The organism is Kitasatospora griseola (assembly GCF_014648555.1).
Lineage (GTDB): Bacteria > Actinomycetota > Actinomycetes > Streptomycetales > Streptomycetaceae > Kitasatospora > Kitasatospora griseola.
Genome location: NZ_BMRI01000001.1, coordinates 417,818 through 430,799, shown reverse-complemented (window position 1 = coordinate 430,799; position 12,982 = coordinate 417,818). Strand labels below are relative to the sequence as shown.

At 72.0% G+C, this 12,982-nt stretch carries 12 protein-coding genes; 11 read left to right on the top strand and 1 reads right to left on the bottom strand.

The genetic code is table 11. The features are described 5' to 3' along the window. Positions 1-601, bottom strand: a 601-nt coding sequence (locus tag IEZ12_RS37565) for a M48 family metalloprotease (protein WP_229847146.1), incomplete at its 3' end; no start/stop codon positions are given. A gap of 271 nt (positions 602-872) precedes the next feature. On the opposite strand from IEZ12_RS37565, the gene hrcA reads away from it, so the two are divergent. The 11 genes from hrcA (at position 873) to IEZ12_RS01875 (ending at position 12,844) form a co-directional block, all read left to right on the top strand. Next, positions 873-1,946, top strand: a complete 1,074-nt coding sequence (gene hrcA / locus IEZ12_RS01925; RefSeq protein WP_189270431.1) for a heat-inducible transcriptional repressor HrcA — start codon at positions 873-875, stop codon at positions 1,944-1,946. A 69-nt stretch (positions 1,947-2,015) separates the two neighbouring features. Then, on the top strand, positions 2,016-3,155 hold the full coding sequence (gene dnaJ, locus IEZ12_RS01920) for a molecular chaperone DnaJ (protein WP_043913927.1): 1,140 nt from the start codon (positions 2,016-2,018) through the stop codon (positions 3,153-3,155). A 113-nt stretch (positions 3,156-3,268) separates the two neighbouring features. Next, on the top strand, positions 3,269-4,012 hold the full coding sequence (locus tag IEZ12_RS01915; protein WP_189270430.1) for a 16S rRNA (uracil(1498)-N(3))-methyltransferase: 744 nt from the start codon (positions 3,269-3,271) through the stop codon (positions 4,010-4,012). A gap of 239 nt (positions 4,013-4,251) precedes the next feature. Next, complete coding sequence (locus tag IEZ12_RS01910; RefSeq protein WP_189270429.1) at positions 4,252-7,455, top strand: S41 family peptidase; 3,204 nt, start codon at positions 4,252-4,254, stop codon at positions 7,453-7,455. Between the two features lie 91 nt (positions 7,456-7,546). Further along, a complete protein-coding gene (locus IEZ12_RS01905; RefSeq protein ID WP_043913922.1) occupies positions 7,547-7,900 on the top strand; it encodes an HIT domain-containing protein in 354 nt (117 codons plus the stop codon). A gap of 3 nt (positions 7,901-7,903) precedes the next feature. Then, positions 7,904-8,821 (top strand): ribonuclease Z, encoded by a 918-nt coding sequence (locus IEZ12_RS01900; protein ID WP_189270428.1) that lies wholly within the window; start codon positions 7,904-7,906, stop codon positions 8,819-8,821. A gap of 174 nt (positions 8,822-8,995) precedes the next feature. Then, positions 8,996-10,099: a PhoH family protein gene (locus IEZ12_RS01895; RefSeq protein ID WP_152645162.1), complete on the top strand. Its 1,104-nt coding sequence runs from the start codon at positions 8,996-8,998 to the stop codon at positions 10,097-10,099. Positions 10,100-10,113: 14 nt separating this feature from the next. Then, positions 10,114-10,608, top strand: a complete 495-nt coding sequence (gene ybeY, locus IEZ12_RS01890; protein WP_043913920.1) for an rRNA maturation RNase YbeY — start codon at positions 10,114-10,116, stop codon at positions 10,606-10,608. A 13-nt stretch (positions 10,609-10,621) separates the two neighbouring features. After that, entirely contained in the window at positions 10,622-11,950 is a 1,329-nt protein-coding gene (locus tag IEZ12_RS01885; RefSeq protein WP_189270427.1) for a hemolysin family protein, read from the top strand. 115 nt (positions 11,951-12,065) lie between these two features. Further along, positions 12,066-12,305, top strand: a complete 240-nt coding sequence (locus tag IEZ12_RS01880) for a hypothetical protein (protein ID WP_157815491.1) — start codon at positions 12,066-12,068, stop codon at positions 12,303-12,305. Continuing rightward, complete coding sequence (locus tag IEZ12_RS01875) at positions 12,305-12,844, top strand: DUF4383 domain-containing protein (protein WP_189270426.1); 540 nt, start codon at positions 12,305-12,307, stop codon at positions 12,842-12,844. The genes IEZ12_RS01880 and IEZ12_RS01875 overlap by 1 nt, the downstream gene beginning before the upstream one ends. The last annotated feature ends 138 nt before the right edge of the window (positions 12,845-12,982 follow it).

Genomic DNA, 12,982 nt, shown 5'->3' with positions numbered 1-12,982 from the left:
CGATGATCATCGCGATGGCGGCGTTGGAGTCGTTGCTGTTCCGGTTGCCGCCGCCCATCATTCCGCCGTACAGCGCGATCCGGGTCATCGCGCCGGCCAGCACCCCGAGGAAGCCGGCCACCGTCATCACCGCCACGTCCCGGTGCGCGACGTGCGAGAGCTCGTGCGCGAGGACGCCCTCCAGCTCCTCCGGTTCCAGTCGGCGCAGCAGGCCGGTGGTCACGCAGATCACCGCGTTCTGCGGGTTGCGGCCGGTGGCGAAGGCGTTCGGCATGTCGTTGTGGGCGACCGCGACCCGCGGCTTGGGCATGTCGGCGAGCGCGCACAGCCGGTCCACCGCGCCGTGCAGCTGTGGGAACTCCTCGGGGGTGACCCGGTGGGCGCCCATGGCCCGTTCGGTGATCTTGTCGGAGAACCAGAACTGCGCGACGAACAGGCCGCCGGAGATCAGCACCACCAGCGGCCAGGCACCGCGCAGCAGCACGATCAGCAGCCCGGTGAAGCCGACGTAGAGCAGGCCGATCAAGAACATGGTGGTGACCATCCGACCGGTCAGGCCGCGGTCGGGGGTGAACCGGGAGTGCTGCCGTGACGCCGACATCGCTGCTCCTCCTTCGCCTCTTCGCCTTCGATGCTGCCACCGGCAGGCCCCTCGGGCACCATCCGAAACGAGGGGAATCCGACGGGAACGCGGCCGGGGCGGCCTCCGGGCGCCGACCGGTCCGGTATTCGGTCGAGGATCACGTCGGCGGACCGTTCCTGCCATCAGGCCCGGGCCGTACACTGGCAGGTACGGTTCTGGCACTCTGCCCAGTTGAGTGCCAGAGTGGATCGACCACCGGTACAACGGACGACGACGGAGGTGTGCACCGATGCCGGACGACGGCAAGCCCGACGGCCGCCTGATCGACACGCGTTCGTCCGTGCGCCCGCTGGACGAGCGTCGACTCGCCGTGCTGCGTGCGATCGTCCAGGACTACGTGGGCACCGAGGAGCCGGTCGGCTCCAAGGCCCTGGTGGAGCGCCACAACCTGGGCGTGTCACCGGCCACGGTGCGCAACGACATGGCCGCGCTGGAGGAGGACGGGTTCATCCACCAGCCGCACACCAGTGCGGGGCGGATCCCGACCGACAAGGGCTACCGGCTGTTCGTCGACCGCCTCGCCGAGGTGAAGCCGATGACGGCTCCGGAGCGCCGGGCGATCCGGCACTTCCTGGAGGGCGCGGTCGACCTGGACGACGTGGTGGCCCGTACGGTGCGGCTGCTCGCGCAGCTGACCCGGCAGGTCGCGGTGGTCCAGTACCCGTCGCTGACCCGTTCCACGGTGCGGCACATCGAACTGGTGTCGCTCACTCCGACCAAGCTGATGCTGGTGCTGATCACCAACACCGGCCGGGTCGAGCAGCGGATGGTGGACTGCCCCGGTCCGGTCGGCGAGAGCCTGCTGGCCGAGCTGCGGGCCAGGCTCAACGGCACGGCGGGCGGCTGTCGGCTGCCCGAGGTGCCGACCCTGCTGGAGGACCTGCCGACCGGTTTCGAACCGGCCGACCGGCCCTCGGTCAGCACCGTGCTGACCGTCCTTTTCGAAACGCTCGCCGAGCAGAACGAGGAACGGATCATGCTGGCGGGCACCGCCAACCTGACTCGTTTCGGCCACGACTTCCCGCTGTCCATCCGTCCGGTGCTGGAGGCACTGGAGGAGCAGGTGGTGCTGCTGCGCCTGCTGGGTGAGACCGGAGACTCCGCGATGACGGTCCGGATCGGCCACGAGAACGCCTACGAGGGCCTGAATTCCACGTCGGTGGTCTCCGTCGGTTACGGTTCGGGCGACCAGAGCGTGGCAAAGCTGGGAGTGATCGGTCCGACCCGGATGGATTACCCGGGCACAATGGGGGCGGTGCGAGCGGTGGCACGGTACGTCGGCCAGATCCTGGCCGAGTCATAGCAAGGCTGCGTGAATCCCTCACGCAGCCGTCGCAAGCACTTCTAGAGGCGGAACAAACCGGAGCATTTGGTGGCCACGGACTACTACGCGGTACTCGGCGTCCGACGCGACGCGGGGCAGGACGAGATCAAGAAGGCGTTCCGACGCCTCGCCCGTGAACTGCACCCGGACGTCAACCCGGACCCGAAGACGCAGGAGCGGTTCAAGGAGATCAACGCCGCCTACGAGGTGCTCTCCGATCCGCAGAAGCGTCAGGTCTACGACCTGGGCGGCGACCCGCTGTCGCCCAACGGCGGCGGCGCGGGCGGTTTCGGCGCCGGTGCGGCCGGGTTCGGCTTCTCGGACATCATGGACGCCTTCTTCGGCGCCGCGACCGGCCAGCGCGGCCCGCGTTCGCGGACCCGCCGAGGCCAGGACGCGATGATCCGACTGGAGATCACCCTGGAGGAGGCCGCGTTCGGCACCACCAAGGAACTCCAGGTCGACACCGCCGTCACCTGCACCACCTGCAGCGGAGAGGGCGCCGCGCCCGGCACCTCCGCGCAGACCTGTGACATGTGCCGCGGCAAGGGCGAGGTCTCCCAGGTCACCCGGTCCTTCCTGGGCCAGGTCATGACCTCCCGCCCCTGCCCGCAGTGCCAGGGCTTCGGCACCGTCGTCCCGACCCCGTGCCCGGAGTGCGCGGGCGACGGCCGGGTCCGGGCCCGCCGCACCCTCACGGTGAAGATCCCCGCCGGTGTCGACAACGGCACCCGGATCCAGCTGGCCGGCGAGGGCGAGGTCGGCCCCGGCGGCGGCCCGGCCGGCGACCTGTACGTGGAGATCGCCGAGACCAGCCACGCCGTCTTCCAGCGCCGGGGCGACGACCTGCACTGCACGGTCACCATCCCGATGACGGCCGCGGCGCTCGGCACCCAGGTGCCGCTGCAGACCCTGGACGGCCTGGAGGAGGTCGACATCCGGCCCGGCACCCAGTCCGGCCAGTCGATCCCGCTGCACGGCCGCGGCATCACGCATCTGCGCGGCGGCGGCCGGGGCGACCTGATAGTGCACGTCGAGGTGCAGACGCCCACCAAGCTCGACCCGGAGCAGGAGGAGCTGCTGCGGCGGCTCTCCATGCTCCGCGGCGAGGAGCGGCCGTCCGGCCAGTTCGCCCCTGGCCAGCAGGGCCTGTTCTCCCGGCTGAAGGACGCCTTCAACGGCCGGTGAGACCTGTTCCCTCCGGGCCGGGAGTGGTGGCACGCCACCGCTTCCGGCCCGGGTTTTTTTGTTGTCCGTCCCGTTCTTCGCTCGTTCCGCTCGCTGAGAGGGCTCCTGTTCCGATGACCGCACCGGTGTTCGTCGTCGACGACCTGACGGGCGCCGCACCCGGCGCCACCGTCCGCCTCGACGGCCCCGAAGGACGGCACGCCGTCGCCGTCAAGCGCCTGGAGCCCGGCGAGGCCGTCACCCTCGCCGACGGGCGCGGCCGCGGCGCGGACGGCACCGTCGCCGCGGTGCACGGCAAGGACGCGCTGGACGTGCTGGTGGCCGCCGTCCGCGAAGAGGCTGCGCCGGCGCCCCGGATCACCGTCGTCCAGGCGCTGCCCAAGGGCGACCGCGGCGAACTCGCCGTCGAGACCATGACCGAGGTCGGCATCGACGCGGTGGTGCCGTGGGCGGCCTCCCGGTGCATCACCCAGTGGAAGGGCGAGCGCGGCACGAAGGCCCTCGCCAAGTGGCGGGCGACCGCGCGCGAGGCGGGCAAGCAGGCGCGGCGGCTGCGCTTCCCCGAGGTGCACGACCTGATGACGACCCGTCAGCTGCTCCCGCTGCTGTCCGCCGCCTCCTTCGCCGCCGTCCTGCACGAGGACGGCTCGCTGCCGCTGGCCACGGCGGAGCTGCCCGCTTCCGGCGAGATCGTGCTGATCGTCGGGCCTGAGGGTGGAGTCTCGCCGGAGGAGATCGCGGCTTTCGCCGAGGCCGGCGCGAAGCCGTTCCGACTCGGGCCGTCCGTCCTGCGCACCTCCACGGCGGGGGTCGCGGCGGGAGCGCTCCTGCTCGGCCGCACGGGGCGCTGGGGGTAACGGGGAGGGTGCGAAATCAGGGAGAGCACAACCAGGGGCGCGGGGAACTGCGCGAAGGGGAACGCACTCGTCGGAAAGATCGCGACGCAGGACAGTGACTTGCACGTGATTGCGACCTTGCGGATGTGACTTGCGCTTGTCGCGCAGTTCTCCCCCAGCCCTGGCGGGCCGGGAGGTACCCCCACGCGCCCCTGGTTAATTCTCCTCCGCCGGCTTCGCGCCCGTTCTAGGGTGACGAGGTGACCGATTCGACGCGCGGATACCTGCGCCACCCCCATCTGCATGGTGACGTTGTCGCCTTCGTTGCCGAGGACGATGTCTGGCTGGCACCCGTGGAGGGCGGGCGCGCGTGGCGCTTGACCGCGGATCAGGTGCCGGTCGGCGCCGTGCGCATCTCGCCGGACGGGCGGACGGTGGCGTGGACGTCGCAGCGGGACGGGGCGCCGGAGGTGCATGTCGCGCCGGCGGCCGGCGGGCAGGCGCGGCGGTTGACGTACTGGGGGAGCCCGTTCACGGCGCTGGTGGGGTGGAGCGGCGACGGGCGGCCGATCGCGATCACCACCGCGGGGCAGGAGACGATCCGCCGGACGTGGGCGTTCGCGGTGCCGTTGGACGGCGGTGAGCCGGAGCGGCTGCCGTACGGGCCGATCGGGGCGCTGGCGTTCGAGGCGGTGCCGGCGGGGGCGACCGGTGGGCGGGTGCTGTTGGGGACGCACAACCGGGAGGCCGCGCACTGGAAGCGCTACCGGGGCGGCCGGGCGGGCAAGCTGTGGGTCGGCGGGGCCGAGTTCGAGCGGCTGCACGCCGGGTTGGACGGCCAGCTGGAGTGCCCGATGTGGGTGGGCGACCGGGTGGCGTTCCTGTCCGACCACGAGGGGGTCGGACGGTTGTACTCCAGCCTCCCGGACGGCACCGATCTGCGGGCGCACGGCCCGGCGGACAGCGGGTTCTACGCCCGGCAGGCGTCCACCGACGGCACCCGGGTGATCTGGCAGAGCGCCGGCGACCTGTGGCTGCTGGACGATCTGGAGGGCACCGAGCCGCGCCGGCTGGACATCGACCTGGCGGGTCCGCGCAGCAGCCGCCGACCGCACCCGACCCGGGCCGACGGGCAGGTGGAGTCCGCGGCCGCGGACCGGACCGGGCGGGCCGCCGCGGTGGTGGTGCGCGGCACCGTGCACTGGGTGACGCACCGCGAGGGCCCGTCCCGAGTGCTGGACGAGACCCCGGGGGTGCGCAACCGGCTGGCCCGGGTGGTGCCCGGCGAGGACGGCGCGCAGGGCGCGGTGTGGGTGACGGACGCGGACGGCGACGACGCGATCGCGTACGCGCCGTCGGTGCTCGGCGCGGAGCGTCGCCGGCTGGCGGCCGGGCAGCTCGGCCGGGTGCTGTCGCTGACGGTCTCGCCGGACGGGCGGCAGCTCGCGGTCGCCTCGCACGACGGCCGACTGCTGCTGGTGGCGCTCAGCGACGGCGCGGTGCACGAGCTGGCGCGCAGCGGCGAGGGCGAGGTCAGCGGGCCGGTGTTCAGCCCGGACTCGGGCTGGCTGGCCTGGTCGCAGCCGGTGCTCGGGCCGTGGTCGCTGCGGCAGATCATGCTGGCCGACCTGACCTCGCGCACCGTCAGCGAGGCCACCCCGCAGCGGTTCCACGACTATTCGCCGGCCTTCACCTCGGACGGCAAGCACCTGGCGTTCCTGTCGGTGCGGAACTTCGACCCGGTGTACGACGAGCACGTCTTCGACCTGTCGTTCCCCGGTGGCACCCGTCCGTTCCTGCTGACGCTGGCCGCCGACACCCCGTTGCCGTTCGGGCCGCAGCGGGCCGGGCGGCCGGTCGGCGGCGAGGACGAGGACGGCAAGGACGGCGACAAGGGCGAGTCCGGGGCGCCGACCACCAAGGTCGACCTGGAGGGCCTGGCCGACCGGATCGTGGCGTTCCCGGTGGCGGCCGGGCGGTTCGGTGCGCTGCGGGCCGCGAAGGACGGCGTGCTGTGGGGCCGGATCCCGTTCAGCGGTGAACTCGGCGACAGCGCCGCTTCGTTGGACGACACCCCGGCCGGGACGGCGCTGGAGCGCTACGACCTGAAGAAGCGCAAGGTGGAGGAGCTGATCACCGGCGTCGACACGTTCGCGGTCTCCGCCGACGGGGCCCGGCTGGCGGTGCTGGAGGACGGCAGTCTGCGGATCGTCCCCGCCGACCAGAAGGCCGACGACAGCGAGGACACCGAGGTCGACCTGGACCGGGTCCGGGTCACCGTCGACCCGGCCGCCGAGTGGCGGCAGATGTTCGACGAGAACGGCCGGCTGATGCGCGACAACTTCTGGCGCGCCGACCTCGGCGGCGTCGACTGGGCGGGCGCGCTGGCCCGCTACCGGCCGCTGGTGGACCGGGTGGCCTGCCACTCGGACCTGGTGGACCTGCTGTGGGAGACGGTCGCCGAACTCGGCACCTCGCACGCCTACGTGATGCCGCCCGGCCGGGGCGTCGAGGCGGCCCGCCGGCAGGGCCTGCTCGGTGCGGACCTGGTCCGCGACGGCGAGGTGTGGCGGGTGGCCCGGGTGGTGCCGGGCGAGTCCTCCGACCCGCGGGCCCGCTCCCCGCTGGCGGCGCCCGGCGCGGCGATCCGCCCCGGCGACGCGATCCTCGCCGTCAACGGCCGCCCGGTCGACCCGGTGACCGGCCCCGGCCCGCTGCTGGCCGGCACCGCCGACCAGCCGGTCGAACTGACCGTCAGCGGCAAGGACGGCGGCGAGCGCCACCCCGTGGTGGTGCCGCTGGACGACGAGGAGGCGCTGCGCTACCACGACTGGGTGGCCGGGCGGCGGGCCGCCGTCCACGAGCTGTCCGGCGGCCGGCTCGGCTACCTGCACGTGCCCGACATGCAGAGCGCCGGCTGGGCGCAACTCCACCGCGACCTGCGGATCGAGATGGCCCGCGAGGGCGTGGTGGTCGACCTGCGGGAGAACCGCGGCGGCCACACCTCGCAGCTGATCGTGGAGAAGCTGGCCCGCCGGATCGTCGGCTGGAACCGCGGCCGCGACCTGGACCGGCCCGAGCCGTACCCGGCGGACGCCCCGCGCGGCCCGGTGGTGGCGGTGGCCAACGAGTTCTCCGGCTCGGACGGCGACATCGTCAACGCCGCGATCCAGGCGCTCGGCATCGGCCCGGTGGTCGGCACCCGCACCTGGGGCGGTGTGATCGGCATCGACAACAAGTACGACCTGGTGGACGGCACGGTGGTCACCCAACCCAAGTACTCCAGCTGGCTGGAGGGTTACGGCTGGGGCCTGGAGAACGGCGGCGTCACCCCCGACGTGGAGGTGCCGATCACCCCGCAGGACTGGGCGGCGGGCCGCGACCCGCAGTTGGAGACCGCCGTCCGGGTCGCCCTGGAGGCGCTGGCCGTCACCCCGGCCAAGGTCGCGCCGCCGATCGACTGAGGCAGCGGGGGGCTCGGGTCCGCCGTGGCCCGCGTCCCCTCCCTGTAAGGTCGACGTCACCAGTGACGGGTGTTCAGAAGGAGTGCGGGAGATGGCCGGGGAGCCGCAGGCGGACTGTGTGTTCTGCAAGATCGTGTCGGGGGACATCCCGGCGACGGTGGTGCGCAGGGGCGGGCGGACGCTGGCGTTCCGGGACATAAACCCGCAGGCGCCCACCCACCTGCTGGTGATCCCGCACGTGCACCACGCCAACGCGGCCGAACTGGCCGCCGCGGAGCCGGAGATCGCGGCGGAGCTGCTGGTCGAGGCGGGCGAGGCCGCGAAGGGCGAGGGCCTGGAGTCGTACCGGCTGATCTTCAACACCGGCGCGGACTCCGGTCAGACGGTGTTCCACGCGCACGTGCACGTGCTGGGCGGGCGCAAGCTCGCCGAGGGGCTGGTCTGAGCGTTGTCGCAGCGTGAACTCGTCGTCCTCGGCACGGCCAGCCAGGTGCCGACCCGGCACCGGAACCACAACGGGTACCTGCTGCGCTGGGACGGCGAGGGGCTGCTGTTCGACCCGGGGGAGGGCACCCAGCGGCAGATGCTGCAGGCCGGCGTGACCGCCACCGGGATCACCCGGATCGCGGTGTCGCACTTCCACGGTGACCACTGCCTGGGCCTGCCGGGCGTGGTGCAGCGGATCAACCTGGACCGGGTGCCGCACCCGGTGGACGCCTACTACCCGGCGTCCGGCCAGGTGTTCTTCGACCGGCTGCGGCACGCCAGCGTCTACCACGCCACCGCCGACCTGCGGGAGCGCCCGATCGCCGGGCCGGGCCCGCTGGAGGCACCGGGCGCGCCGTTCGAGCTGTCGGCGGTGCGGCTGTCGCATCCGGTGGAGTCGTTCGGCTACCGGCTGACCGAGCCGGACGGCGTCCGGCTGCGCCCCGAGCGGCTGCGCGAACTGGGCCTGCGCGGCCCGCTGGTGGGGCAGTTGCAGCGCGACGGCCGGGTCGAGGTGGACGGCCGGACGGTGCTGCTGGCGGAGGTCGCGGAGACCCGGCCCGGGCAGCGCTTCGCCTTCGTGATGGACACCCGGCTGTGCGACGGGGTGGCCGAACTCGCGGAGGGCGCCGACCTGTTGGCGATCGAGGCGACCTTCCTGGAGGCGGACGCCGCACTCGCCGAGGAGCACGGCCACCTGACCGCCGCGCAGGCCGCCCGGGTGGCCGCCGAGGCGGGGGTGCGCCGACTGGTGCTGACCCACTTCTCGCAGCGCTACCCGGACCTGCAGGCGCACCGCGCGGAGGCCGAGAAGCACTTCGGCGGCGAGGTCGTGATCGCCGAGGACCTCGCCAGGATCCCCGTCCCGCCGCGCCGTTGAGCGCCCCCGGGGCGCACGACGGCGGAAAACCGCTCGCACATCGGGGCGACAGCCTCCACCATCGAAGCCGCCGCGCCGCTCCGGCGAACATGCGCGCGGCGTACCCTGGTGGCCTGGAGAGCACTGGCCACACGACACGACGGATTGGGATGAGGCAGGCCGTAGCGCCGACCCATGACTGACACACCGCAGACCCGAACCGACGGACAGCGGCGCCCCGAGGCGGCGGCCGCCAGCACCCGGATAGTCATCCCGGAGAAGCACCCGATGGTCACCCTGCTGGGTGCGGCCGACTCGCTCCTGCGAGTGATCGAGGGCGGCTTCCCGGATGCCGACATCCATGTCCGAGGAAACGAGGTGACGGCCACCGGCTCTCCTGCCGAGGTCGCGCTCGTCAAGCAGCTCTTCACCGAGATGATGCTGGTGCTGCGCACCGGCCAGCCACTGACGGAGGACGCCGTGGAGCGCTCCATCACCATGCTCAGGAGCGCCGCCGAGGACCCGGCCCACCCGGCCCCGTCCGAGGTGTTCACGGCGAACATCCTGTCCAACCGGGGCCGCACCATCCGCCCCAAGACGCTCAACCAGCAGCGCTACGTCGACGCCATCGACAAGCACACCATCGTCTTCGGCCTCGGCCCGGCCGGCACCGGCAAGACCTACCTGGCGATGGCCAAGGCCGTGCAGGCGCTGCAGGCCAAGGAGGTCAACCGGATCATCCTGACCCGGCCGGCCGTCGAGGCGGGGGAGCGACTGGGCTTCCTGCCCGGCACCCTCTACGAGAAGATCGACCCCTACCTGCGGCCGCTGTACGACGCGCTGCACGACATGATGGACCCGGACTCGATCCCGCGGCTGATGGCCGCCGGCACGATCGAGGTCGCTCCGCTGGCGTACATGCGCGGCCGCACCCTGAACGACGCGTTCATCATCCTCGACGAGGCGCAGAACACCTCGCCCGAGCAGATGAAGATGTTCCTGACCCGCCTCGGTTTCAACTCCCGGGTGGTGGTCACCGGCGACACCAGCCAGATCGACCTGCCGGGTGGCACCCGCAGCGGTCTGAAGGTGGTCCAGGAGATCCTGGTCGACGTGCCCGACATCCACTTCTCGGTGCTGACCAGCACCGACGTGGTGCGGCACAAGCTGGTCGGCCGCATCGTCGACGCGTACGAACGCTGGGACGCCCGGCAGGAGGCCGAGGAGTCCGGCGACCGCAAACCCGTCCAACGGCGGGGCGCCCGGGCGCCCCGGCAGTCCCATCGCACCGAAAGCTGAGTACTGAGCCCTCCATGTCGATCGACATCGCCAACGAGTCCGGGTGGGACATCGACGAGGAGTCCATCCTCGACGTCGCCCGCTACGCCCTCGACAAGATGCGGATTCACCCGCAGTCCGAGCTCTCCGTGATCCTCTACGACAGCGAGTCGATGGCGGAGCTGCACGTCCAGTGGATGGACCTGCCCGGTCCGACCGACGTGATGTCCTTCCCGATGGACGAGCTGCGTCCGGGCAAGGAGGGCGAGGACCTGCCGGAGGGCCTGCTCGGCGACATCGTGCTCTGCCCCGAGGTGGCCCAGCAGCAGGGCCTGGCCGCCCCGACCAAGCACTCCATGGACGAGGAGCTGCAGCTGCTCACCGTCCACGGGGTGCTGCACGTGCTCGGCTACGACCACGAGGAGCCCGACGAGGAGCGCGAGATGTTCGCGCTGCAGAAGCGGATCCTGGACGACTGGCGGGCCGGCCGCGGGCTGACCGGGCTGTCGCCCGCGCCGACCGTCCACTGAGGGCCGGCCGTCTGTGAGTGGTGAGAGTACGACCTTCCTGATCGGGGCGCTGCTGCTGGTGGTGCTCGGCTGGCTGGCCGCGTGCGCCGAGGCGGGGATCTCCCGGATGTCGCGGTTCCGGGCCGAGGAGGCGGTCCGTTCGGGCCGCCGCGGTTCCGGGCGGCTGCTGACGCTGGCCTCCGACAACATCCGCTACCTGAACCTGGCGACGCTGATCCGGGTGGCCGCCGAGATGGCCGCCGCGGTGCTGGTCACCGTGGTGTGCGTGCGCAGTTTCCAGCAGACCTGGCTGGCCGTGCTGGTGGCGTTCGCCGTGATGGTGCTGGTGTCGTTCGTCATGGTCGGGGTCTCCCCGCGCACGATCGGCCGCCAGCACCCGCTGAGCACCGTCACCGCGGCGTCCTACGTGCTGCTGCCGCTGGCCCGGATCCTCGGGCCGATCCCGCGGCTGCTGATCCTGCTGGGCAACGCGCTGACGCCCGGCAAGGGCTACCGGGAGGGCCCGTTCGCCTCCGAGGCGGAGCTGCGGGCGCTGGTCGACCTGGCCGAGAAGGACGACCTGATCGAGGACGAGGAGCGCCGGATGGTGCACTCGGTCTTCGAGCTGGGCGACACCATCGTGCGCGAGGTGATGGTGCCGCGCACCGACCTGGTGATGATCGAGCGGCACAAGACGGTCCGTCAGGCGCTCACCCTGGCGCTGCGCTCGGGCTTCTCGCGGATCCCGGTGGTCGGCGACAACGAGGACGACGTGGTCGGCATCGTCTACCTCAAGGACCTCGTGCGGCGCACCCACATCAACCGGGACGCCGAGTCGGAGCAGGTGGACTCGGTGATGCGCCCGGCGGTGTTCGTGCCGGACTCCAAGCCGGCCGCGGACCTGCTGCGCGAGATGCAGCAGATGCGCTCGCACGTGGCGATCGTGATCGACGAGTACGGCGGCACCGCCGGCCTGGTCACCATCGAGGACATCCTGGAGGAGATCGTCGGCGAGATCACCGACGAGTACGACCGGGAGATCGCCCCGGTCGAGGACCTCGGCGACGGCTCGTACCGGATCACCGCCCGGCTCACCGTGGAGGACCTCGGCGAGCTGTTCGGCATCGAGCTGGACGACGAGGACGTGGAGACCGTCGGCGGCCTGCTCGCCAAGTGCCTGGGCCGGGTGCCGATCCCCGGCTCGTCCTGCGAGGTGCCGGTGCCGGAGGGCAGCGGGCTGGCCGCGATCAGCCTGACCGCGGAGAGCTCCGCGGGCCGCCGCAACCGGATCGGCACCGTGGTGGCCGCGCCGGTGTGGGCGGAGGAGCACGTCGAGGAGTCGGCCGAGGAGCACGCACCGTAGTTCCCCGTACGCGCAGCGGGCCCTGGACGGGCTGTCCCAACCGGCTTGCCGGGTCGGACGGTTCGGCCCAGGGTCCGTTTGCCTGACCGCCCGGGGCGCGCCGACCATGGGAGACATGGCACATCTACTGCGCGCGGAATACGGCCCCACCGGGCCGGCCGGCGGGGTGGCCAGGTGGCATGTGGTCCGTGACACCGACCTCTCGCACGGCATGTGCGGCGCCGAGATCGCCTCGGACGCCGAGAGCAAGCCGGAGGAGGCCTGGGGCACCGGGCTGCACTGCTGCCAGCAGTGCGGGTCGCTGTACCTGCACGAGGTGCCGTTCCTCCGGTCCGACCATGCGGGGAGGACCTGATGAGACTCCACGACGAACTGCCGGTCGACCACCGGCTGGGCCAGGTGTACCGCTACGGCGCCGGACTGGGCGGACTCTTCCTGGTGGCGTTCGGCATCCTCGGGCTCACCGGCGGCAGCCCCGGTTTCATCGACACCACGGGCAAGCAGGTGCTGGGCATGTCCAGCAACGGCGCGCTGAGCGTGCTGTCGCTGGTGGCCGGCGGAATCCTGATCCTGGGCGCGATCATCGGCGGCAACACCGCCTCCGACATCAACATGATCATGGGCGTGCTGTTCGTGCTGGCCGGCTTCGTCGGCCTGATGGTGCTGGACTCCAGCGCCAACCGGCTCGCCTTCCACATCGGCAACGTCGTCTTCAGCTTCATCTTCGGCTTCGTGATCCTGACCTTCGGTATGTACGGCCGGGTCAGCAGCCACCTGCCGCAGGACAACCCGTACTGGAAGCGGCGGCACGAGCACGACGCCGAGCGGCCGGACGGCCCGCCGGTGCTGGTGAAGGTGCTGCGCCCCGGTCCGCCGAACCCGACCGGGCACTGATCGTCCCGTCGTAGAGTGAGCTGTCATGGCCCGACGGATCGTCAGATCCGTTGGGCCGCAGCCTGCTTGGACGGGGAGACAGGATGACGGAGCGCATGCTCGGGGCGCTGGCCGGGTCGTCGATCGGGTTCGGGGCGA

Bases quoted from the DNA above. Each gene is read 5' to 3' on its own strand.
- IEZ12_RS01915 (WP_189270430.1), top strand. From the start codon at position 3,269: ATGACCGCACCGGTGTTCGTCGTCGACGACCTGACGGGCGCCGCACCC.
- ybeY (WP_043913920.1), top strand. From the start codon at position 10,114: ATGTCGATCGACATCGCCAACGAGTCCGGGTGGGACATCGACGAGGAG.
- hrcA (WP_189270431.1), top strand. From the start codon at position 873: ATGCCGGACGACGGCAAGCCCGACGGCCGCCTGATCGACACGCGTTCG.
- IEZ12_RS01875 (WP_189270426.1), top strand. From the start codon at position 12,305: ATGAGACTCCACGACGAACTGCCGGTCGACCACCGGCTGGGCCAGGTG.
- IEZ12_RS01905 (WP_043913922.1), top strand. From the start codon at position 7,547: ATGGCCGGGGAGCCGCAGGCGGACTGTGTGTTCTGCAAGATCGTGTCG.
- IEZ12_RS01880 (WP_157815491.1), top strand. From the start codon at position 12,066: ATGGCACATCTACTGCGCGCGGAATACGGCCCCACCGGGCCGGCCGGC.
- IEZ12_RS01895 (WP_152645162.1), top strand. From the start codon at position 8,996: ATGACTGACACACCGCAGACCCGAACCGACGGACAGCGGCGCCCCGAG.